This window comes from Streptosporangium minutum (assembly GCF_002149035.1).
Classification (GTDB): Bacteria; Actinomycetota; Actinomycetes; order Streptosporangiales; family Streptosporangiaceae; genus Streptosporangium; species Streptosporangium minutum.
Genome location: NZ_NGFP01000163.1, coordinates 1 through 21,108 on the forward strand (window position 1 = coordinate 1; position 21,108 = coordinate 21,108).

20 protein-coding genes are annotated in these 21,108 nt (G+C 72.0%); 3 read left to right on the top strand and 17 right to left on the bottom strand.

From position 1 onward, the window contains the following. Nucleotides 1-50 precede the first annotated feature (50 nt). The 5 genes from CA984_RS28970 to uraD form a co-directional block, all read right to left on the bottom strand. A complete protein-coding gene (locus CA984_RS28970; protein WP_086576688.1) occupies nucleotides 51-524 on the bottom strand; it encodes a (2Fe-2S)-binding protein in 474 nt (157 codons plus the stop codon). Further along, nucleotides 524-1,399: an FAD binding domain-containing protein gene (locus tag CA984_RS28975; RefSeq protein ID WP_086576689.1), complete on the bottom strand. Its 876-nt coding sequence runs from the start codon at nucleotides 1,397-1,399 to the stop codon at nucleotides 524-526. The genes CA984_RS28970 and CA984_RS28975 overlap by 1 nt, the downstream gene beginning before the upstream one ends. 2 nt (nucleotides 1,400-1,401) lie before the next feature. After that, nucleotides 1,402-2,283, bottom strand: a complete 882-nt coding sequence (gene pucL, locus CA984_RS28980; RefSeq protein WP_086576690.1) for a factor-independent urate hydroxylase — start codon at nucleotides 2,281-2,283, stop codon at nucleotides 1,402-1,404. A gap of 2 nt (nucleotides 2,284-2,285) precedes the next feature. Further along, nucleotides 2,286-2,597, bottom strand: coding sequence for a hydroxyisourate hydrolase (uraH, locus tag CA984_RS28985; protein WP_012889475.1), 312 nt, complete (start codon nucleotides 2,595-2,597; stop codon nucleotides 2,286-2,288). Between the two features lie 79 nt (nucleotides 2,598-2,676). Further along, nucleotides 2,677-3,219, bottom strand: a complete 543-nt coding sequence (gene uraD / locus CA984_RS28990) for a 2-oxo-4-hydroxy-4-carboxy-5-ureidoimidazoline decarboxylase (RefSeq protein WP_086576691.1) — start codon at nucleotides 3,217-3,219, stop codon at nucleotides 2,677-2,679. 207 nt (nucleotides 3,220-3,426) lie between these two features. Between uraD and CA984_RS28995 the strand changes: the two genes are divergently transcribed. Next, nucleotides 3,427-4,278, top strand: coding sequence for a deoxyribonuclease IV (locus CA984_RS28995; protein WP_086576692.1), 852 nt, complete (start codon nucleotides 3,427-3,429; stop codon nucleotides 4,276-4,278). A gap of 435 nt (nucleotides 4,279-4,713) precedes the next feature. Here the strand turns inward: CA984_RS28995 and CA984_RS29000 are convergent, their stop codons facing one another. The 5 genes from CA984_RS29000 to CA984_RS29020 all read right to left on the bottom strand — a co-directional run bounded on the left by CA984_RS29000 (nucleotide 4,714) and on the right by CA984_RS29020 (nucleotide 9,328). Next, complete coding sequence (locus CA984_RS29000; RefSeq protein ID WP_086576693.1) at nucleotides 4,714-6,261, bottom strand: sodium:solute symporter family transporter; 1,548 nt, start codon at nucleotides 6,259-6,261, stop codon at nucleotides 4,714-4,716. Continuing rightward, entirely contained in the window at nucleotides 6,258-6,638 is a 381-nt protein-coding gene (locus CA984_RS29005) for a hypothetical protein (RefSeq protein WP_133061805.1), read from the bottom strand. The genes CA984_RS29000 and CA984_RS29005 overlap by 4 nt, the downstream gene beginning before the upstream one ends. Beyond that, complete coding sequence (locus tag CA984_RS29010; protein ID WP_086576695.1) at nucleotides 6,635-7,399, bottom strand: LytR/AlgR family response regulator transcription factor; 765 nt, start codon at nucleotides 7,397-7,399, stop codon at nucleotides 6,635-6,637. Before CA984_RS29010 ends, CA984_RS29005 begins: the two co-directional genes overlap by 4 nt. A gap of 78 nt (nucleotides 7,400-7,477) precedes the next feature. Then, nucleotides 7,478-8,662, bottom strand: coding sequence for a histidine kinase (locus CA984_RS29015; protein WP_086576696.1), 1,185 nt, complete (start codon nucleotides 8,660-8,662; stop codon nucleotides 7,478-7,480). Nucleotides 8,663-8,710: 48 nt separating this feature from the next. Beyond that, nucleotides 8,711-9,328 (bottom strand): molybdopterin-dependent oxidoreductase, encoded by a 618-nt coding sequence (locus CA984_RS29020; protein WP_086576704.1) that lies wholly within the window; start codon nucleotides 9,326-9,328, stop codon nucleotides 8,711-8,713. A 383-nt stretch (nucleotides 9,329-9,711) separates the two neighbouring features. Between CA984_RS29020 and aroF the strand changes: the two genes are divergently transcribed. Continuing rightward, nucleotides 9,712-10,749 carry a 3-deoxy-7-phosphoheptulonate synthase gene (gene aroF, locus CA984_RS29025; RefSeq protein WP_086576697.1) on the top strand — a complete coding sequence of 346 codons (1,038 nt, stop codon included), beginning with the start codon at nucleotides 9,712-9,714 and terminating at the stop codon, nucleotides 10,747-10,749. Between the two features lie 117 nt (nucleotides 10,750-10,866). Here the strand turns inward: aroF and thiI are convergent, their stop codons facing one another. The 5 genes from thiI to CA984_RS29050 form a co-directional block, all read right to left on the bottom strand. Further along, nucleotides 10,867-12,069 (bottom strand): tRNA uracil 4-sulfurtransferase ThiI, encoded by a 1,203-nt coding sequence (gene thiI / locus CA984_RS29030; RefSeq protein WP_086576698.1) that lies wholly within the window; start codon nucleotides 12,067-12,069, stop codon nucleotides 10,867-10,869. 576 nt (nucleotides 12,070-12,645) lie between these two features. Further along, entirely contained in the window at nucleotides 12,646-13,056 is a 411-nt protein-coding gene (locus CA984_RS46500) for a hypothetical protein (RefSeq protein ID WP_165781457.1), read from the bottom strand. Between the two features lie 757 nt (nucleotides 13,057-13,813). Beyond that, nucleotides 13,814-14,839, bottom strand: coding sequence for a 6-phosphofructokinase (locus tag CA984_RS29040; RefSeq protein ID WP_086576699.1), 1,026 nt, complete (start codon nucleotides 14,837-14,839; stop codon nucleotides 13,814-13,816). 426 nt (nucleotides 14,840-15,265) lie between these two features. Next, a complete protein-coding gene (locus tag CA984_RS29045; protein ID WP_207621080.1) occupies nucleotides 15,266-16,792 on the bottom strand; it encodes a N,N-dimethylformamidase beta subunit family domain-containing protein in 1,527 nt (508 codons plus the stop codon). A gap of 57 nt (nucleotides 16,793-16,849) precedes the next feature. After that, complete coding sequence (locus CA984_RS29050; RefSeq protein WP_086576700.1) at nucleotides 16,850-17,797, bottom strand: lactonase family protein; 948 nt, start codon at nucleotides 17,795-17,797, stop codon at nucleotides 16,850-16,852. Nucleotides 17,798-17,943: 146 nt separating this feature from the next. On the opposite strand from CA984_RS29050, the gene CA984_RS29055 reads away from it, so the two are divergent. Next, nucleotides 17,944-18,846, top strand: coding sequence for a bifunctional helix-turn-helix transcriptional regulator/GNAT family N-acetyltransferase (locus CA984_RS29055; RefSeq protein ID WP_086576701.1), 903 nt, complete (start codon nucleotides 17,944-17,946; stop codon nucleotides 18,844-18,846). 182 nt (nucleotides 18,847-19,028) lie between these two features. Here the strand turns inward: CA984_RS29055 and CA984_RS29060 are convergent, their stop codons facing one another. Then, nucleotides 19,029-19,451 carry a nuclear transport factor 2 family protein gene (locus tag CA984_RS29060; protein ID WP_086576702.1) on the bottom strand — a complete coding sequence of 141 codons (423 nt, stop codon included), beginning with the start codon at nucleotides 19,449-19,451 and terminating at the stop codon, nucleotides 19,029-19,031. Nucleotides 19,452-19,633: 182 nt separating this feature from the next. Further along, nucleotides 19,634-20,566 (bottom strand): acetyltransferase, encoded by a 933-nt coding sequence (locus CA984_RS29065; RefSeq protein ID WP_086576703.1) that lies wholly within the window; start codon nucleotides 20,564-20,566, stop codon nucleotides 19,634-19,636. Between the last annotated feature and the right edge of the window lie 542 nt (nucleotides 20,567-21,108).

Here is a 21,108-nt window from a genome sequence, read left to right on the forward strand (position 1 = left end):
ACGTCGCACAACCCGCCCGCTCCCGCCACCACGTCGCACGGCCCGCCCGCTCACGGGGCCGCCGCCTTCCGGGCCGCGGCGAGCCGTACGGCGTCGAGGATCTTCTCGTAGCCGGTGCACCGGCACAGGTTGCCCGCCAGGGCCTCGCGGATCTCGGCGTCGGAGGGCCGCGGGACCCGCTCGATCAGGTCGTGGGCCTGGACGACGAGACCGGGGGTGCAGAAGCCGCACTGGACGGCGCCGCACTCGACGAAGGCCTCCTGGACCGGGTCGAGCCGGCCGCCCTCGGCGAGCCCCTCGACCGTGCGGACCTCCCGCCCCTCGGCCTGACCGGCCGCCACCAGGCAGGCGCAGACGGGGACGCCGTCGAGGTAGACCGTGCACGAGCCGCATTCGCCCTGCTCGCAGGCGTTCTTGGAACCGGGCAGGCCCATCCGCTCGCGCAGGACGTACAGCAGGCTCTCGCCCTCCCAGACGTCGTCGGCCGTCTCCGCACGGCCGTTGACGGTGAAGCTGACGCGCATCAGCCCGTCCTCCTTCCGGGGTGCCCGGACCGGAACTCGTTCCATGCCCAGGTCAGGGTGCGGCGCGCCATCACGCCGATGGCGTGCCTGCGGTAGCCGGCGGTGCCGCGGACGTCGTCGATCGGCGAGGCCGCCTCCGCCGCCAGCTCGCCGAAGCGCCTGAGCACCTCGGGATCCAGCCGGGCGTCCCAGTCGAGTTCGGCGGCGAGGAACTCCTCGGCCGCGACGGCCCGGCGGGGGGTCGGGGCGGCCGAGCCGATGCCGGTGCCCACCCGCCGCTCGCCGGGGTGGAGCGCGATCGCGAACGAGCAGACCGCGATCACCATGGCGTTGCGGGTGCCGACCTTGGAGAAGTACTGCGGGCCGCTCGCGGGGCTCATCCAGAACGCCCGGATCAGCTCGTCCGGTCGCAGGGCGCTCCGCTTGACCCCGAGGTAGAACTCGGCGGCGGGAATCATCCGCACGCCCCGGGCGGCGGACTCGACCTCGACGACCGCGTCCCCGGCCAGCAGCGGCGGATGGCTGTCACCGGCGGGAGAGGCCGCGCCGAGGTTGCCGCCCACGGTGCCGCGGTTGCGGATCTGCGGGGAGCCGACCGTGCGCGCCGCCTGCGCCAGGCCCGGCAGCCGGTCGCCGAGTTCGGCGATCAGCCGCGCGTACGGCACGCCCGCGCCGACCCGGAGCCGGCCGTCCTCCTCGGTGGTCCACCGGGTGAGCTCGGCGACCCGGTTCAGGTCGAGCAGCGCGTCGGGCCGGTGGACGTCAAAGTTGATCTCCACCATTATGTCGGTGCCGCCCTGGATGGGCGCCGCGCCGGGCAGGGCGGCCCTGGCCTCCAGTGCCTCCGCCCAGGTGGCGGGTCGCAGGAATTCCACGGTCACTCCCACGCGAACCGGGCGGCGGGGGCGTCGTCGTCGAGCACGGCGCCCTCGATGAGCCCGTAGGGACGGTCGGCGGCGTAGAAGACCTCGTCCGGGTTGTCCAGCCCGAACGGCGTCAGGTCCACCGGGAAGTGGTGCTTGTTCGGCATCGCCAGGCGCACCTCGCAGATCTCGCCGCGGGTCTCCAGCACCCGCCTGCCCATCGCGTAGAGCGTCTGCTGCAACGACAGGCTGTGGGTCTCGGCGAACGCCTCCAGAAGACATCGCCGTACCTCACTGTAGGACTTGCCGAACGGGGGGCCGTCGGAGACATGCCGCCACCCGGCCGACACCTCGGTGGCCAGGATGCGGTCGGTGACGGGCTGGAGGGTGGTGTACTCGTCCACGGCGAAGCCGTGGAACTCCGAGCCGGTCGAGTTGAGCACCACCAGGTCCTTCAGGCCGGACAGCACGGTGGTGGTCCCGTCCCGGTCGTGGTGGACGACGCAGGTGCGCACCTCCCTGCCCGAGCGTACGAAGGAGTGCCGCTCGCCGGACGGCCCCTGGACGGGGACGCGGTCCCAGAAGTACTCCTCGATCTCCACCCGGGCGTGGTGGACGGCCGGCTGGGAGCCGACGTAGTGGCGGGCCAGCAGGAGCGCGARGTCCTCGATCTGGTCGACGCCGTACTTCCGGGCGAAGGCGTAGACCGTGTTCTTCTGGGTGTCCGTCGGCAGGATCGCGGTGTTGTCACCGCTCAGGTGGGCCTCGTCCATGTCGCCCGAGAGCGCGGAGCTGACGTTGATGTCCTTGATGTGGTGGACGCCGCCGTCCCTGACGACGCGGACCACCCGGGTCTCCGCCTTGCCGTAGCGGTTGGGGCCGAGAATGACGGCCATGCCTAGCTCCCTCGGTACGTCGAATAGGCGAACGGGCTCAGCAGCAGGGGCACGTGGTAGTGCTCGTCCGGGTCCCCGACGGTGAAGTCGATCGAGACCTCCGGGTAGAAGGCGTCCACCGCCCGGGCGGCGAAGTAGCCGCCGGTGTCGAAGACCAGCCGGTGCGCGCCCTCCCCGGGCGCCCAGCCCCCGATCCGGCCGTCGGCGTCGGTGACGCCCTCGGCGAGCACCGTGCCCGCCCGCTCCAGCCGTACGGCGACGCCGGCCGCGGGCCTGCCCAGCGCGGCGTCCAGGACATGCGTGGACAGGCTCAACCGAGATCCCCCCGCCTCGTACGGCCGGCCCCGCCCGCCCGCGGTCTCCGCGCCGTCACGGCACCTGTCCCCGCGTCTCTCATGGAGTGTCTCCCAGCAGTTTCGCCACGCGCAGGCGGGTGATCCGGGCCAGCTCGGCCCGGACGACGTCGCGCTCGGCCGCGTCGTCGTTGCGCAGCCGTTCCCGCAGTCGGCTCAGCATCTCCTCGGCCGTCATGCCGGTGGCGCAGACGAGGTAGACGTGGCCGAACCGCTCCTCGTAGGCGCGGTTGCCCTCGGCCAGCCCGTCGAGCACCGCCCGGCCGGCCGCGTCCACGCCGGACTGCTCCTGCCGGGACCAGGACGTCTCCCGCGCCGCCCGGCCGCCGTCGCGGGGCGGCTCGCCGATCCGAGGATGCGCGGCCAGCGCCTCCTGGACGTCCGGCCAGGCCAGATCGCGTACGGCGGCGCCGGCGGCCTCGGCCAGCCCGTCGAGGTCGGGGTAGGGGCGTCGCGCGGCCACCACGCGGGCGAAGGCCCGGCAGGCGCAGCACGCCAGCAGCTCCGCCTCGGCCTCGGCGGCGCCGAGCGCGTTGAAGCCGGCCAGCCCCGCCGCCGATGCTGCGGAATTCACGTTCGGCATGTGAGCAGTACACACACCGTCGCCGTACGGGGTCCAGCAGCGAGAACTCCCAAGTGGAATAAAGGTTTGCCCTGGGTTTTCGTGTCATGCTCCAACTGCCCGGTTCCGCGGACCGGTCAGGGCGCCTGTCGCCGCGGATCGTCAGGAGGGGGACGCGGGCCCGACGGCCGGGGAAGTGTCGGCTCCACCGCCTAAACTGGCGGCATCATGACTTCTCTCTCCCTCATCGGCGGACAGGTATCCGTCACCGGCGGCCTGGCCAAGGGCGGCCTGCAGTACGCCTCGGACATCGGCGCGGAGATGATCCAGGTGTTCGTCAGCAATCCCCGGGGCTGGTCCCCGGCCGTGGGCAACCCCGTCCAGGACGCCAGGCTCGTCGAGTCGGGCATGCTCTCCTTCGTGCACGCCCCCTACCTCATCAACATGGGCTCTCCCAGCGCCGACACGCTGGAGAAGTCGGTGGCCACCGTACGGCACGGCCTACTGCGCTCCTACGCGATCGGCGCCGCGGGCATGGTGGTCCACACGGGATCGGCGGTGAGCCAGCCCCGTGAGGACGCCCTGCGCCAGCTGCACGAGCACCTGCTCCCCCTCCTGGAGGAGATCCCCGACGACGGCCCGGACCTGCTGCTGGAGCCGATGGCCGGGCAGGGCGCGATGCTCTGCGCGACCGTCCAGGACCTGGAGCCCTATCTCGCCGCTCTCGACTGGCACCCGAAGGCGGGGGTCTGCCTGGACACCTGCCACGCCTTCGCCGCCGGCCACGACCTGTCGACCGCCGAGGGCGTCGGGGAGACCCTCGACGCGCTGCACGCGATCGCCCCGGGACGGCTCAAGCTGATCCACGCCAACGATTCCAAGGACGTGTGCGACTCCAAGAAGGACCGGCACGAGAACATCGGCGCGGGCCACATCGGCATGGAGCCCTTCGCCGAGCTGATGCGTCACCCGGTGTCCGCCGGAGTGCCGCTCTGCATCGAGACCCCGGGCGGCGTCGACAAGCACCGTGAGGACATCGAGCTGCTGAAGAAGCTCCGCGACAGCGACACCGCGGGCTGACGGCGCCGGGCGTTGATCACCTGGCCGGGTTCGGGACCGCCCGCCGGTAGCCCGCCGTCAGCCCGGTGCGGCCGGGCGTCCCCGGCTGGAGCGGTCCCCGGCTGGAGGCGGGGTGGGACGGGACGCCCGCTCTCGTGATCCGGCCGCCCCCGCGGGCCAGATCACGGTCCGGCCCGCGGACTGACGCGGGCGTCCCATCGCACCGGAGATCGCCGGACCCTCCCCCCGATCCAGGGCCCGGCAACCGGATGACCAGGTGTCGACGGTCACCCGGGAGTCCGCGCACCAGGACCCGAGCCTTCCGGCTCTGTCCCCCCCTGGTGCGGCGGGTTCGGCTCTCCGATGAAGGGAACACTAGAGGGGAGCCCGGGCAGGCGACCGCCCCTTTCCGGCCAGCGCGATTAACGGCGCGTGGTCGTCGATGTGCGGAGAGTGTCAGCGCGACGAGCGGCCCGGCCGGTGCGACGAACGGTCGATTCCCGCCTCCCCGAGGTCCTCGGGAATGTGCATCCTGGCGAGCTTGCGGGAGACCCCCGGCGGCACGCTCCCGGGTGTCGCCAGCGAGACCGCCACCATCACCAGGAAGGCGACCGGGGCGACGAACGGCGCCGGGTAGCGGACCGGCAGCCCCAGCCTGGCCACGAGAGCCGCGGGGGCCAGCCCCTCCACCGCGACGAGGGCGGCGATGAGCCCGGCGCCGACCACCAGCCCGGCGGCGGCGCCACGGGCCGACAGCCCGCGCCACCAGATGCCGAGCACCAGTACCGGGCAGAGCGTGGCGGCGGACAGGCCGAACCCGAGCATCACCAGCAGGATCACGCTCCCGTGGGGAGCCGCCCAGGACAGCAGCAGGGCCGTCAGGGCGGCCCCCGCCACCGAGCCCCTGAACCGGCCGATCCGGGTGATCCGAGCGATCCGCGGCGTCCCCGGCGACAGGGTCGCCCCGAGGGCGACGAGCACCCCGCAGGAGGTGGCCAGGAACGCGGCGAAGGCCCCGGCGGCGAGCAGCCCGGTGAGGGCGTCGCCGACCGGCCCCGGCAGCATGCGCGCGGGCAGCACCAGCACCATCGCGTCGGCCGGCACGCCGGGGGCGAAAACCCGCCCCAGCACCCCGTAGACGGGCGGCAGCAGGTAGAAGGCGACGAGCATGGCCAGTGCCGCCACGACGGATCTGCGGGCCGACCGGCCGTCGGGACTCGCGTAGACCCGGACGATCACATGAGGCAGGCCCATGGCGCCCAGCGCGCACGACACCAGCACGCTGAGCACCCCGAGCGGGGAGGGGTCACCGGTTCCCGCCAGCACGTGCTCCCGGACGGGGTGCGGCCCGGCCGACGGCGCCGGGGCGGCGGGTGGCGCGGCCATGCCCCAGCGCCAGGCCGACCACAGGACCAGCGCGCAGCCGGCGAAGATCAGGAGTTTCAGCCAGAACTGCAGCGCCTGGAGCCCGGTGACGCTGCCCATGCCCGCGGTCAGCGCGACCGCCACGGCCGCCACGGCCGTCGCCACGCCGCCGGCCCACGGCGGCAGACCGGTCACCAGGCGGAGCACGACCCCGGCGGCCTGGAGCTGAGCCACCAGATAGATCATGCCGATCACCGTCACGATGCCGGTGACCAGCCGCCTGACCAGTGGCGAGCCCAGCCGCCACTGGGCGAAGTCGGACAGGGTGTAGGTTCCCGAACGGCGCAGCGGGGCCACGACCAGGATCAGGACGACCACGTAGCCGCCGGTGGCGCCCACCGAATACCAGAGCATCGGGACGCCGTGCAGGGCGATCAGCCCGGCCAGGCTCAGGCAGCTGACCGCCGAGGTGTACTCGGAGCTGATCGCGGCGCCGTTCCGCCAGGGACCCACCGCCCGCGCCGCGACGTAGAAGTCGAGGGTCGTGGCGTATCTGCGCGGCCTGACCACGCTCATCGCGGCCGAGCCGAGAAGCACGACCGCCACGCCCAGCAGTGAGGCGACGACGGCGGTGGTCATCCGCCGTCCCGCGCCGCCCGGACGGACTCGCGTTCGATCCGTTCGGCGCGGCGCAGATGGGTGACGGCGAGGAGCGCCCAGAGCGGCGGCGGCACCAGGCACAGGACCAGCCACACCCCGGGGGCCCCGATGCCAGCGTACTCGCCCAGCGACGGCAGGACCGCCACTCCCAGCAGGATCCCGGCCACCGCCGCGAGCGTGCGCCCGGCCAGCGAGAGCTGACCGGCGACGATCGAGCGCAGGTGGAGCTCGCCGGGCTCGGCCCACCCGTCCGGCTCGGCGTCGGCGACGGCGCCGAGCGGCCGGAGGGGGCCTGCGGTCCCCGCGCCGGCCGCCGGGACCGGGTTGCGGGTCACGGTCACCCGGCGACCGCTCACCCGGGCACGCCGGAGGACAGCGACCGGTCCTGGAGCTGACGGTCGCGGACGAGCTGCTCGCGGACCTGCCGGGTGTGGCGGCGGCTGACCGGCAGCGTCTCCGAGCCGACCTGCAGCGTCACGCGGCCGCCGTCGAAGCGCAGCTCGCTCACGTGACGCACCGAGACCAGCGTGCTGCGGTGCACGCGGATGAACCCCGAGTCGGCCCAGCGCCGCTCCAGCGCGGCCAGCGACATGCGCACCAGGTAGTTGCCGTCGACGGTGTGCAGCCGTACGTAGTCGCCCTGCGCCTCGGCGAAGCGGACCGTCTGCTGGGACACGAACCGGGTCCGCCCGCCGAGCTCGACCGGGATGACGTCCTCCGGGATCGGCTCGCCCGTCGCCGGAGTCATGCACTCCAGGCGCCGTACGGCCTCCGCCAGCCGGTCGGCCCGGACCGGCTTGAGCAGGTAGTCCACCGCCTCCAGGTCGAACGCCTGGATCGCGCAGTCCTCGTGGGCGGTGACGAACACCAGCCGGGGCGGGTTGGGGAAGGCGCCGATGAGCCGCGCCAGGTCGAGGCCGCCGAGACCGGGCATCCGGATGTCGAGGAAGACCCCGTCGAGCCGTTCTCCCGTGCCGATCATCTGAACCATGTCCTGAAGCGCGGTGATTCCTCCGGGGGCGGTGGAGACGTGCTCGATGCGGGGATCGTGGCGGAGGAGGTAGGCCAGCTCCTCCAACGCGGGGACCTCGTCGTCGACGGCCAGGACTCGCAGCATGGACCCACGCTGCCCTCGAACCGCGTTCACCGCAATAGAAATGTCAACTTTAAGTAAAACTATGACTACTATTAGCTATTACCTGGTGGGAAGTTTGGGCACGCGCAGCCGGATTTTGGTACCGGCGCCCAGCGCGGTCTCCACGACGAGCCCGTAGCCCTCGCCGTAGATCTGGCGCAGCCGCACGTCCACATTGGCCAGGCCGATCCCGCCCTCGCCCCGCCCCTGGCCCGGGTCGTCGTCGAGCAGCCGCCTGGCCCGCCCCGGGTCCATGCCGAGCCCGTCGTCCTCGACGCTGATGTGGGCCTCGGGTCCGGCGTCCCTGACCACCACCCGCACCTCGCCGGAGCCGCCGGTGGCGGCTATCCCGTGCTTGATGGCGTTCTCGACCAGCGGTTGCAGGCACAGGAACGGCACCGGCACCGGCAGCACCTCCGGCGCCACCCGGACGGTGAAGCGGAGCCGTTCACCGAACCTGGCCCGCTCCAGCAGCAGGTAGCGGTCCACGCAGCGCAGCTCGTCGGCCAGGGTGGTGAAGTCCCCTCCCCGGCGTAGCGCGTGCCTGGTGAAGTCGGCGAAGTCCATCAGCAGCTCGCGGGCCCGCTCGGGGTCGGTGCGGACGAACGAGGCGATGGTGGTCAGGGAGTTGTAGACGAAGTGCGGGGAGATCTGCGCGCGCAGCGCCCGGGTCTCCGCCTCCATCGCGCGCCGGCGGGAGGAGTCGAGCTCGGCCAGCTCAAGCTGGCCGGAGACCCAGCGGGCGACCTCGGTGACGGTCCGGACCAGCCCCGCGCTCACCTCGGCGTCGTAGGCGGCCAGCGCGCCGACCACCCGGCCGTCCACGGTGAGCGGCACCACGGCCGCGCCCCGGATCACGCAGCCCGGCCTGCCACAGGCGATCGCCTCCCCCGCCACCACGTACGGGCGGCCCGACGAGAACACGGTGCGGGCGTGCTCGGGCGCGTGGTCGCGGTGGCAGCCGACCGTGCCGTCCCAGGCGAGCACGCCGTCGGCGTCCGTCACCGCGATGGCGCTGACGCCCAGCAGCGTGCGCAGATGGCGGATCGCCTTGCGGGCGGAGTCGCGTGTCAGGCCGGCCCGCAGCGACGGAGCCGCCAGCGCGGCGATGTGCAGGGTGGCGAAGGTGGCTTCGTCCGGCAGGCCGGCCAGATGGCGGGGGGACGCCGGTCGCCGGCGGGAGATGACGAATCCCAGGAAAGTACTGAGCGCGCAGAGCAGCACCCAGGCACTGGTCGACCACATGCGGGAAACCGTAGTCAACCACCCCGGCCCATCAGGGGAGAACGCGGATCACAGCGGCCCTTCGCCCGGTTCCTCCTGATAGGAGTAGCGCTGCTCGCGCCAGGGGTCGGCGAGGTTGTGGTACCCGCGCTCCTCCCAGAAACCGCGCCTGTCCTCCAGCAGGTACTCCACGGCGCGCACCCACTTGACGCTCTTCCACGCGTACAGGTGCGGGACGATCGCCCGGACCGGGAACCCCCGCTCCGGGGAGAGGGGCTTGTCGTCGAGTTCGAGGGCGAACAACGTGTGGCCTCGGACGAAGTCGCTCATCCGCATGTTGGCGCTGTAGCCGTACTCGGCCCAGATCATCACGTGCTTCACGCCGGGGGCGGGCGGGGCCAGCTCCATCAGCGTCGCCGTGGACACCCCCCGCCACTCGTTCCCCATGATCGAGAACTTGGTGACGCAGTGGAAGTCGGCCATGACCGTGGTGCGCGGCAGCCCGGAGAACTGCGGCCAGGTGAACCTGTGCTGCTCGCCGGAGGCGGTCGCCCCCATGACACGGAACTCCCACGTCGCCGGGCGGAACGTGGGCACCCGGCCATAGTGGATCACCGGACGCCCCCGGGGGACGTACTGGCCCGGCGGCAGGCGAGTCTCCTCCTGCGGAGTTTCGGACTGCTCCACGACCACTCCCCTCGCCGTTTCCCGATGGCACGGGGTAGTCCTGTTCCCCTACGGCACGGGGTAATCCTGCCATCGTGTGTCCGCCGCCGCCGCAGCGGCCACCGGATAACGCCCTCGCGCCGTTCCGGCGGCGAGAACGCGTGTCACGGCGCGGGCTCCGCCGGCCGCCCTCGCCCGACCAGGTCGCCGACGAGTCCCGGCGGTGCGCTACCATTACCGGCGATGCGTACTTCGTTCTGGTTTTGGTATGGCGACGGACCCGTAGGTGGGACCGTTCGCCACCAGATGCTGCGCTGACAGCACAGGCGAACGCGAAGGCCCCGGGTCCGGTTACGGACCCGGGGCCTTCTGCTTTTCGGACCTTTTTTCATCGAAGGAGAGACATGGTCATCGTCATGGGCCCCGACGCCACCCAGGGTGACGTCCAGGCGATCGTGGAGGTCATCGGCACGGCGGGCGGCGACGCGTTCGTCAGCCGCGGCGTGAGCCGTACGATCATCGGGCTGGTGGGCGACGTCGCCCAGTTCAGCACGCTCGACCTGCGCGGCATGCGCGGGGTGGCCGACGTGATGCGAGTGACCGCTCCGTACAAGCTGGTGAGCCGGGACAACCACCCCGAGCGCTCCACGGTCCGGGTCGGCGGCGTGCCGATCGGCCCCGGCACGGTCACCCTGATCGCCGGCCCGTGCGCGGTGGAGACCCCGCAGCAGACCCTGGAGGCGGCGGAGATGGCCAAGGCCGCCGGGGCCACCCTGCTGCGCGGCGGCGCCTACAAGCCCCGCACCTCCCCCTACGCCTTCCAGGGCCTGGGCGAGGCCGGCCTGCGCATCCTCGCCGACGTACGCGAGCAGACCGGCCTGCCCGTCGTGACGGAGGTCGTGGACGCCCACGACGTCGAGCTGGTCGCCTCCTACGCCGACATGCTGCAGGTCGGCACCCGCAACGCGCAGAACTTCGCGCTGCTCCAGGCGGTCGGCGGGGTCGGCAAGCCGGTCATGCTCAAGCGTGGCATGAACGCCACCATCGAGGAGTGGCTGATGGCCGCCGAGTACATCGCCCAGCGCGGCAACCTCGACATCGTGCTATGCGAGCGCGGGATCCGCACCTTCGAGACCGCCACCCGCAACACCCTGGACGTCTCCGCGGTCCCGGTCGCCCAGCGCCTGTCACACCTGCCGGTCATCGTCGACCCGTCCCACTCCGGGGGCCGGCGGGACCTGGTGCTCCCGCTCACCCGCGCCGCCATCGCGGTCGGCGCCGACGGCGTGATCATCGACGTCCACCCCAACCCCGAGCAGGCCCTCTGCGACGGCCCCCAGGCGCTGGTCGACGACGACCTGCGCGAGCTCGCCCGGGTGATGCGCGAGTTCCCGCCGCTGGTGGGCAAGGACCCGGCCGGCGACGCCCTGGCGTCCGCCTGACCGTCGCCCGTGTCCGACCCCGCGTTCACCCACGCCACAAGCGCCCGCGTCTCCCGGTACGGCCGGCGCCACAAGCCACCGGCCGTACCCCGCGGGTGAACCGCTTCCGGGACGGACTCAGCCCTCCAGCTTGTACTCCTGGAGGGAGCCGGCGAGCTGGACGGCCAGCTCCTCGGCGTCGAGACGCTTCTCGATCTGCCTCAGGTCCGCGATCTTGGCGGCGGTCTCGGCGCGGCGGGGGGCCAGCAGGGTGCAGCAGTCCTCGTCGGGGAGCTCGGAGATCTCCAGGGTGCCGATGCGACGGGCCTCCGCCATGATCTCGGTCTTGTCGAGGCCGATGAGCGGCCGCAGGATCGGCATGTCGACCGCGTCGTCCTGGGCGGTGATGTTCTGCAGGGTCTGGGAGGAGACCTGCCCCAGGGAGTCACCGGTGACCAGAGCGCCGGCGCGGAGGCGGCGGGCGACCTCCTCGGCGGTCTTGAGCATCAGACGGCGCTGGGAGATGACCGCCAGACGGTCCTGGCCGGAGGCCTTGATGGACTGCTGGGCCTTGCCGAACGGGACGACCCAGAGCCGGGACCTGCCCTGGAACCTGTCCAGGGCGCGCACCAGGGCGTACGCCTTGTAGATCGACTCCGACGTCGTGAACGGGATGCCGGAGAAGTGCAGGAAGTCCACCCGCAGGCCGCGCCGCATCATCCGGTAGGCGGCCACCGGGGAGTCGATGCCGCCGGACATCAGGACCAGACCCCGGCCGCTGGTGCCCACCGGCAGGCCGCCCTGACCGGGCGTGCCGCCGGTGAAGACGAAGACCTCGTCCCGGTCCACCTCGATGGAGACGACCAGCTCGGGGTTCTTCAGGTCGACCGGCAGGCCGTAGATGTCGTTGAGCTCGCCGCCGACCGAGCGGTCGATCTCCATCGAGGTCAGCGGGAAGCGCTTGTCGCGGCGGCGGGAACGGACGGCGAAGGAGACGCCGCGCCTGACGTCGTCCCGGTCGGCCAGCAGTTCGATCGCCGCCTTGGTGACCGCACCCGGGTCCTTCTCCACCCGCCAGGCCCGGTGGATCCAGACCAGGCCGGGGACGTAGGCGACCCGCGCGGCGACCGCGTCGGCGACCTCGGCGGTGGTGCCGTCCGGCAGGAAGAGCGCGATGACGCCGTGGCGCTGGCGCACGTCCACCTTGAAGTCGAAGTCCTTCAGGGCCGCCTTGATGTTGGCCTGCAACCGCTGTTCGAAGAGCTCCCGGTTGTTTCCCTTGAGGACGACCTCGCCCAGTTTGAGCAGAACGCAGGGCTCACCCAAGGCGGACATGGTCATGCTGCAACCTCCGGTGGAACTGTAAAGATTCGGGGGAAATAAGGGTCTACCGCCCAGTGTGGCGCGTAATCGTCTCAAGACAACGCCTCGACCTAGCTACTTTAGTCCGCCCCGCGACCGTCCACGCCTTGCTTGACGGGGTGGCGGCCGCGCTCGACGCGGCGCGAGGCACGGATCCGGGAACGGAGTGGGGAACCGCTCGACGCGGACGCGGAGCGGGGAAACCGCTCGACGCGGCAGGAGCGCGCCGGGCCGCTCGGCGGCCCGGCGGCGGGACGACCGGCCGGCGGCCGGGCCGGATGTCCCGGAACATGCTGAACCCCCGCCGACGGATGATCGTCCGCTGGCGGGGGCTGAGGGGGCGGGCACTCGCGGGGGACGGGCACTCACGGAATCCGGTGCGTCCATGACGGACTCGCGTCCGCCTGACGGTCCGCCGAGCCCACGAGAGGGCATTCGGCGCGCTGATCGCCGCCAATCCCGGCGACCGCACCGCAGGCGGCCCGGCTCCGGCTCCGTCCCTCCGGCCGATCCCCGGGAGATCGGCGGAGTGAACGCCCCGGCCTTTGAGTGGACCTAGTTATTGTTGTTATTGTTGTTGTTGTTTCCTCCGCCCCCGTTGTTGTTGTTATTGTTGTTGTTGTTTCCTCCGCCTCCGTTGTTATTATTGTTGTTGTTATTGTTGTTCCCGCCTCCATTGTTGTTGTTGTTATTGTTGTTGTTGTTCCTGCCTCCGTTGTTATTGTTGTTGTTATTGTTGTTGTTCCTGCCCCCGTTGTTGTTGTTATTATTGTTGTTGTTGTTACGGGCCCTGGCGCACTTCTTGGGGTGGTTGGAGCACCAGTCCTGCGCGGAGGTGCCGAAGGATGTCGCGGTGGTCGGACCGGTGGTGCCGGCGCTGGCGGACTGAGCCGACATCGCCACGGGGGCGACAAGTGCCGAGGCCACCATCGCACCGGCGGCGAGAGTATGTCTGAGCTTCGTCATAGGAGATCACTCCGTGTCGCATTGAACGCTCCGGGCGATACCCGGGCCGATGAAGCGCCGAATCGGTATCACGGAAGACGCCGACATGGCGCGGAACCTGAATTCGACGCTAGTTGAGGACAACTGGGGCGGTCATCCCAGGGAGGCAAAAGGCTCGGTTCGGAATGCTTACTCTCCGGCTCCGGACAATAACCGTGAGTGAGATTTCAATCACGGGCAGCTACGCTTTTCAGAACAGCCGCCCAGCCGCCGGGGATGCGGGCGGGCGGCCCAAAGTAAACGAGCGCGTGAGCCACGCGGCGGACCACCCGCCACGCGACCGGCCGACGGATCGGACGGAGATCATCGTCACGCTCCCGTACGCCGTCAGACCGGTGACCGGTCGGCCACGGGACGGCCGTGGCCGGCGGCGGGGATCGGCGCGATCGCCGTGCGCGCGGGGGGACGGCGTCTCCCCCCGGCCGCGCCGGCGGCCGAGGCGCCGAGGTGGCAGTCGCTGTTCGACTCCGACGACGGCTGACGTACGGCTCCGCGTCACCGGGCCGCACGGCCGGGGTCGCGAGCCGCACGGGGGCGCGAGCCACACGGGGGCGCGCCTCGGCGTGCGGTCCGGGCACAGGGCGCGGGCCGTACGAGAGGGGGCGCAGGGCGCGGGCCGTACGAGAGGGGATCGGACGGTCGCCGCCGTGACGCGAGGTCACGGCGGGGCGTCCGCACGGACGGGGGCCGCTTTGGAGCGGCCCCCGTCGCCGGCGTGTCAGCCGAAGAAGACCTCGGCCTCCTCGTAGCGGCTGACCGGCACGGTCTTCAGCTCCTTGGTGGCCTCGGCGAGAGCGACCCTGACGACGTCGGTGCCCTGCAGCGCGACCATGACGCCGAAGTGGCCGTCATGCACGGCGTCGATGGCGTGCAGGCCGAACCGGGTGGCCAGCACGCGGTCGAAGGCCGTGGGCGTGCCGCCGCGCTGGATGTGGCCGAGCACGGTGGTGCGCGCCTCCTTGCCGGTCCGCTTCTCGATCTCCCTGGCGAGCACCTCGCCGATGCCGCCCAGCCGGACGTGCCCGAAGGAGTCGAGCTCGCCCGCCTGCAGCGCCATCTGGCCCTCGATGGGGTGGGCGCCCTCGGCGACCACGACGATCGGCGCGTAGCGGGTCTTGAAACGGGACTCGACGTAGGCGCAGACCCGGTCGATGTCGAAGGGCTTCTCCGGGATGAGGATGACGTTGGCGCCGCCGGCCATGCCCGCGTGCAGGGCGATCCAGCCCGCGTGACGGCCCATGACCTCGCAGATCAGCGCGCGGTGGTGGGACTCGGCGGTGGTGTGGAGCCGGTCGATCGCCTCGGTGGCGATGTTGACGGCGGTGTCGAAACCGAAGGTGTAGTCGGTGGCGCTGAGGTCGTTGTCGATCGTCTTCGGCACGCCGACGACCTGCACGCCCTTGTCGAAGAGCTGCTTGGCGACGCCGAGGGTGTCTTCGCCGCCGATCGCGATCAACGCGTCGACCCCGGTCTCCGCCAGGTTGTCCTTGATCTTCTCGACACCGCCGTCGATCTTTATCGGATTGGTCCGCGACGAGCCGAGAATCGTGCCGCCACGCGGCAGAATGCCCCGCACGTCCTGGATGTCCAACGGCATGGTGTCGCCTTCCAGCGGGCCACGCCAGCCGTCACGGAACCCGACGAATTCATGCCCGTAGACACTGACTCCCTTGCGCACGACGGCGCGGATAACGGCGTTCAGGCCGGGGCAGTCGCCGCCCCCGGTTAGCACTCCAATACGCATGGCATCCTCCGGTGGTGGTTCCGAGGCAAGACGGCCAGACTAAATGGGGTGACGCGGCCGGTGAGGGATTTCCGTCGCCGACGCAACGCATTCTGCCTGCTGATGAGGCCAATGGTCTAGACCAAATTGGAGGAGTCCTCATATGTCGGCTCTCCCCATCGACGCCGGACGGCCGGGCCTGTGAATCCCGGCTCCCACCCCAGTCTTCTCCATGCCCCTGAGGTGTTCGCGCGGGAGGACCTTCTTATCCGCCCGCGCGCGACGGGCCTGCCACGCCGCCTGCTGTGAAAGCCCCACGCGGCCCCCGGCGCCGGGGGCCGCGGCGGTCCGCCGCCCCCGGCGGGCTCCGGCCAGAGCCCGGCCAGAGCCCGGCCAGAGCCCGGGAAGCCTCAATGACCCGCCGGCCCGGTCAGAGCCCGGGGAGCCTCAGCGGCCCGCGGGCCCGTCCAGGCCCAGGGACTCGAGGTTGTCGTCGGCCGGATGCTCGCGCCCGGCCGGGCCGGCGGCGAAGACCCGCAGGATGTTCCCCGTGGCCCTGCGGACGAAGACCCTCGCCCGGTCCGTGACGCCGTGGCCGCAGCGGGCGCCCCGCATCGCGCACACCCAGCGCATCGTGCCGGAGCTGAACACGGCGGCGCCGCTCGGCACGGTGTAGTAGGCGCTGTGCGCGACGGTGGACCGGCCGCCGCAGTCGACCGGCGAGACCGACAGGACCTCCATCGGACGGGGCACGCCTGCGACGACCTTGTCGGTCTCCACCCCGGCCATACCGGGGAAGACCGTGCCGCGCCGTACCCCGGTCCCCTCGAAGATCCAGTTGCCGGGCCGGTGGACCACGTAGGCGGACTCGGAGGGGAAGCAGTCGTACATCGGGCCGGTCAGCGAGCTCTCCGGCTCACCGCTGTCGCGCCACAGAACAGTGCCGGGGTCCTCTGCGGCGTCCTTGTGACAGACGACCATGCGCCCGGGGCCCAGGGGCGTCGCGGCGAAGCGGATCCGCCAGTAGACGGCGTTGGCGCCCAGGAAGGCGAGGTTGGTGCCGTGGTCGCGGGCGGCCTCGACGGTGCGCCGCATGTGCGGCGACCAGTATTCGTCGTGGCCCAGGGAGACCAGGCCGCGGGCGCCGTCGAGGATGTGCGGGTCGCGGTCGAGCTCCAGGTTGGTGACGTAGGCGAGCGGGACGCCGCTGCGCTCGGCGACCTCGACGGCGTCGCGCTCCATGTCCAGGAAGAGCCGGGCGCCGGAGGTGTCGTAGGGGCGGTCGAAGCTGACCGCGCGGGAGCGGTCCTCGAACCCGCCGGGGCCCCGGTAGAGGCTGCGGCCGCCCCACCGGTTGTAGGCCTGCCAGGTGGTGACCGCGTTGACGACGACCAGGCGTCCCCCGGTCGAGGCGGATCTGACGGTGAGGGGGACGTAGCGCCGGCCTCCGGTGGCGGCCTCCAGCCGGATCAGGTAGGAGCCCTCGGGCCAGCCGGCGGTGTCCACCTCGGGACCCGGCTTCCAGTGGGCGGCGGTCACCGCGCCGGTGTCCGGGACGGTCCTGGGCGGGGCCTGCCGCACGCCGGGCAGCTCGGCCGACTCCCAGACCTTCCTGGCCCCCGCCCCGCCGTACCAGCCCACCCGGAAGGCCCTGGCGGTGTAGTGGCCGGCCGTGGTCGAGACGTACAGCCGGAAGCCCTCCCCCGGCAGCACGCTCACCCGGTCGGCGAAGCCCTCGATCTCGTGCTCGCCGCCGCGCCCGCGCAGCCGCCAGCGCGGGTCGCCCGCCCTGGCGTTCTCGGCCGCGGTGGCGTTCTCGGCCGCAGTGGCGTCGCGGGCCGCCCCGGCGCCCTTCACCACGGAGGGCGCGGGGGGAGAGGGGGCCTGTGCGGGCACGCCGGTGACGACGGCACACCCGGCGGCCACCAGGGTCGCCGCCAGCGTGACGGCCAGATACGCGGACACTCGGAGCATGACGGCAGCCTGCCCAGGCGGGAGGCCTCCCGCCTGGGACTTGGCGGGTTCTTGGCCTCAGACCCGCGGCAGCACGCACGAGGGGGTGCCCACCGCGAACACCTCCCCGTCGAACTGCGGGATCCCGTCCTTCATCGTCAGTACGGCGACGCCGTCGGAGCGCTGGTTGGCCACGTACATCCGGCCGTCGGCGATGGCGAAGTGCCTCGGCCAGACACCCCCGGAGGGGACCTCGGCGACCGGTTCCAGGGTGATCGTGGAGAACACCGAGATCGTGTCGGGGCCCCGGTTGCCGACGTAGACGAACCCGCCGGACACCTCCAGGTGCGAGGGGTGGTTGGGCCCCTCGGCCGCGCTGGCGGGGACGGCCCGGATCTCGCGCCAGCCGTCGTCGTAGACGCGGACCGTGCCGTCCAGCTCACCGGCCACGTACCAGTGCTCCCCGGAGCGGGCCATGTGCCGGGGGCCCATGCCGGGCGCGAGCCGTACCGGGCCGTCGGGGTGCGGGGTCACCTGGGTGCCGACCAGGTGGCGGCGGACCTCGTCGGCGCCCAGGTCGGTCACGTACAGCACGCCGTCGGGGCCGAAGACGGCCTGGTGGGCGTGGGCGCCGTCCCGGTAGGGGAAGGTCGACACGTCGGTGAGGAGGCCGGACCCGTCGATACCGTGCACGCTCACCGTGCCGTCGCCGTAGTTGGCCACCGCGAGCAGCGTGCCCGACGGGTCGACGGCCAGGTGACAGGGGAACGATCCCTCGCTCGACCGCCGGGCCAGCGGGGTCAGCGTGCCGTCGCCGGCGCGGGCGAGAACGCTGACCGTGCCCTGCTCGCTCTCCCCCACCGCGTACAGGACCGGGAGCCGGGGATGGGCGGCGAGGAATGACGGGCCCGGGGCCGCCGTGACGCCGAGCCGGGTGAGGCTTTCCAGCTCCACCAGGGTTATCCCCGGGCCCGACCCTCCGGTGTCCGGGGTGTATCCACCGACATACGCGACCTCAGCCATCATGCTCCCGTCCCTGCGAGGGGCGACTTGTGCGCCCGAAGACTCATCATCCCTTCTTGACCGGCTTGGCCGGTCTTCTAACCCGGCGCCGGGGGCCGGAGAGGGACATTTGCTTGACTCAGTCAGTGAAATAGTTGAGCCTGTCAGACATGGAGAGACATGTCTCGGCGGTCCGCGCCTTCAACCGCTTCTACACCGGGGTCATCGGCGTGCTCCACCAGGGCGTCCTGGACACCCCCTACTCCCTCACCGAGGTGAGGGTGCTGTTCGAGCTCGCCCAGCGGGAGCGCGTGGAGGTCGGCGAGCTGCGGCGGCTGCTCGGGCTCGACGCCGGCTATCTCAGCAGGATGCTCGGCCGGTTCGAGACCGACGGACTGGTCGTGCGCGAGCGGTCCGCCGTCGACGGCCGACGGCAGGTCGTCGGGCTGACCGAGGCGGGCGGGGCCACGTTCGCGACCCTCGACGAGCGCTCGGCGGCGCAGGTGCGGGGCCTGCTGGAAGGGGTGACCGAGGAGGACCGGCGGCGGCTGGTCGCGAACATGGCGACGATCCAGGAGATCCTCACCCGGACCCCGAAGGCCGAGCCGTACGTCATCCGCCCGCCGCGCCCGGGGGATCTCGGCTGGGTGGTGCACCGGCACGGCGTGCTCTACAGCCAGGAGTACGGCTGGGGCGAGGAGTTCGAGGCGCTGGTGGCCAGGATCGTGGCCGACTACGTGGACGGCCACGATCCCCGGCGCGACGCCGGGTGGATCGCCGAGGTGGACGGCGAACGGGCCGGGTGCGTCTTCTGCGTGCACAAGGACGACGAGACGGCCCAGCTCCGGATGCTCCTGGTCGAGCCGGCCGCCAGGGGGATGGGGATCGGCGGCCGGCTCGTCGAGGAGTGCCTGCACTTCGCCAAGGCGGCGGGCTACCGGCGGATCGTGCTGTGGACCAGGGACGTGCTGACCGGCGCCCGGCGGATCTACCGGGCGGCGGGCTTCGAGCCGGTCGAGGAGCGGGCGGCCGGCGGGTTCGTCGAGGAGATCTGGACCAGGGACCTCCAGTAGACGATCCGGTCCTGACGGCCGCGGGCGACGGGCGATCGCAGGACGGACCGGCCGGTGTCCCCGTCGTGCCGGACGGCTGCGGCGAGGACGCGCCGAGCGACGCGGGCGTACACCCCGGCCGGTGTCCGCCCGCCGTGGCCTTCGAGCCGGACAGGCCCAGGAGCGCCTGACGGAATCCGTGATCAGGCTTGAGCGCTGAGGGCTCGCGCGACCGTAAGGCTGTCCTCGTAGATGTGGTAGCGGGTGACGAGCCCGTCTTCGACGGTGAGGTGCAGCGCGAACGGCGAGGTGTACGCGGCGCCGCCGTCCCGCACCGTCTGCGCGATCTCCCCGAGCACCACGGCGTGCGCTCCGTCGACCAGGATCCACGTCACCGATGTGCCGTTCAGTTCGGGCACGTGATGGGCCTCCAGCGACCGGAAGTGGTCCGCCACATCGGCCCGGCTGGACCGGGGGCGGATCCACGGCACCGCCGGATGCCCCTCGGCGGGCCAGTCGAGCCGCCAGTCGATCGGCTCGGCGAACAGCTCCGCCGTGCGGTCATGATCACCCTCCGCCATCCGGCGCAGCAGTTCTTCCACGGTGTCACGGGTGTCATCACTCATGCCGCAAGCCTTTCGGGTCCGGGCGTGGCCCGTCGATTACCGCCGAGGTAAAGACAGGCCATACCCCAGAGGTAAGGCAGGGCCCACAGCACTCGGGACGCCGCTCCTCCCGCCATCACCGCGGCCAGGGATCAAAGCACGACGGAGCTCATGCCGTCAGGCGCTCCGAGCGCTCGGCCGTCTCACGCGGGGTTCCGCACGGCGGCGACCGCCGGACCGGACGGCGGGCCTGCGGCCGGTCCGAAGACGACCCGGGACCGCAGCTGCCGGAACCCGGTCCGTTCCAGCTCCGCCCGCACCGCCACCCGGTAGGCGTCCACGTCGGCCACCACCTCCCGGGCGCCGCCGGCGGCCAGCACCCGGACGGCTTCGGCCAGCAGGTCGGCCCGGACGGCCTTGTCGATCAGGCCGAGGTAGCCGATGAGCGGGTAGCAGGCCTGCCCGGCCGTTCCGACCAGGCCGACCGGCTCCCCGGCGTCCAGCGCGACGCGCCAGTCCCCGGCCGGGCCGGTCAGCCAGGCCAGCGGGTCGGTGGCCAGGTCCACCCCGCCGACCGCCCGCGCCACCTCCAGGCCGGTCAGCACGTCCGGCTCGGCGATCCGGGCGACCAGGGCCTCGATCTCCGCCGCGTCGGCGGCCGGGCGGAAGGTGTATCGCCCGGAGGCCACCGGCAGCGGCGTGCCCGTCCAGGAGCATCTCAGCCGCTCCCCCCGCTCGACCAGCCCGGCGAGCCGGGCCGCCGCCATCGGCGCCTTGACCACGGCCAGTACCTCCGGCCTGTGCCGCCAGTGCGCCGGCATGGAGGCGTAGTACAACCGGGGACCGCCGAGTGCCTCATGGGCGGCGCGCAGCAGCGCGGCCCCCACCTCCGGCTCGGCGTCCAGGTCGAACCTCTCCAGCCAGGGGTCGCCGACGGCGCCCGGCGGGAGGACCCAGGCCGCACGGCCGACCACCCGGCCGGCCCGGAGGGCGACCCAGGTGTTCTCAGGCCGGTAGCCGCCGCCGGCGATCCCGTCGGCGTAACCGACCTTGCGCAGCTGGGGCAGCGGATCGGGCATGGACTCGAACAGATTTTCCTCGCCCGCGACGAGCGGGCGGATGACCGGACCGGTCATGGATTGATCCTCCGGAAAGCAGGCGCCCCGGGGTCAGATCCGCGTGGACGCCGGGACGCGGAGGGGGCGCAGAACATCGGACATCGTTCTGACCTCCTCCCGGCTCGACGGCGTGTCCGGAAACCTACTCGACGCCCCCTCACGCCGCAACAGGATTCGCGGCCGCCCCGCGAGCCGCAAGGCGATCGACAGCCGCCCGGAACGACCGCTCAAGGCCACGCCTCCGGCCCGCACCGACGTACGGCGAGGCACGGCGTCACCTCGTCGCCTCGACGGTATGCGGCCAGTTGATCGAACTCATGCGAACGGGGTGACCGCTCCGGCGCAAACTTTCCGGAAACCCGACGGCAAGCGTTTCCCAAAACAGGTCGCCCTATCGCCAAGATCCGCATGCGGCGGCGGCCGGGCGTCCAGAGTGGGGCGTACATCGTCGTCGGGACGGGAGCACCGTTGAGCGAAGGACTGGCGTCCGCGAAACCGATCTTCGAAACCGCCTCCCGGGTGGGCACCCGCAGGGCCCTGGTCTTCCTCGACTCGCCCCC

Coding starts and splice junctions, on each gene's coding strand:
- CA984_RS29010 (WP_086576695.1), bottom strand. CDS start 7,399: ATGCTGCGAGTCCTGGCCGTCGACGACGAGGTCCCCGCGTTGGAGGAG.
- CA984_RS29015 (WP_086576696.1), bottom strand. CDS start 8,662: ATGTGGTCGACCAGTGCCTGGGTGCTGCTCTGCGCGCTCAGTACTTTC.
- CA984_RS29050 (WP_086576700.1), bottom strand. CDS start 17,797: ATGATGGCTGAGGTCGCGTATGTCGGTGGATACACCCCGGACACCGGA.
- aroF (WP_086576697.1), top strand. CDS start 9,712: ATGGTCATCGTCATGGGCCCCGACGCCACCCAGGGTGACGTCCAGGCG.
- CA984_RS29055 (WP_086576701.1), top strand. CDS start 17,944: ATGGAGAGACATGTCTCGGCGGTCCGCGCCTTCAACCGCTTCTACACC.
- uraD (WP_086576691.1), bottom strand. CDS start 3,219: ATGCCGAACGTGAATTCCGCAGCATCGGCGGCGGGGCTGGCCGGCTTC.
- CA984_RS29045 (WP_207621080.1), bottom strand. CDS start 16,792: ATGCTCCGAGTGTCCGCGTATCTGGCCGTCACGCTGGCGGCGACCCTG.
- CA984_RS29060 (WP_086576702.1), bottom strand. CDS start 19,451: ATGAGTGATGACACCCGTGACACCGTGGAAGAACTGCTGCGCCGGATG.
- CA984_RS29040 (WP_086576699.1), bottom strand. CDS start 14,839: ATGCGTATTGGAGTGCTAACCGGGGGCGGCGACTGCCCCGGCCTGAAC.
- CA984_RS29000 (WP_086576693.1), bottom strand. CDS start 6,261: ATGACCACCGCCGTCGTCGCCTCACTGCTGGGCGTGGCGGTCGTGCTT.
- CA984_RS29065 (WP_086576703.1), bottom strand. CDS start 20,566: ATGACCGGTCCGGTCATCCGCCCGCTCGTCGCGGGCGAGGAAAATCTG.
- CA984_RS28995 (WP_086576692.1), top strand. CDS start 3,427: ATGACTTCTCTCTCCCTCATCGGCGGACAGGTATCCGTCACCGGCGGC.
- CA984_RS28970 (WP_086576688.1), bottom strand. CDS start 524: ATGCGCGTCAGCTTCACCGTCAACGGCCGTGCGGAGACGGCCGACGAC.
- thiI (WP_086576698.1), bottom strand. CDS start 12,069: ATGACCATGTCCGCCTTGGGTGAGCCCTGCGTTCTGCTCAAACTGGGC.
- CA984_RS46500 (WP_165781457.1), bottom strand. CDS start 13,056: ATGACGAAGCTCAGACATACTCTCGCCGCCGGTGCGATGGTGGCCTCG.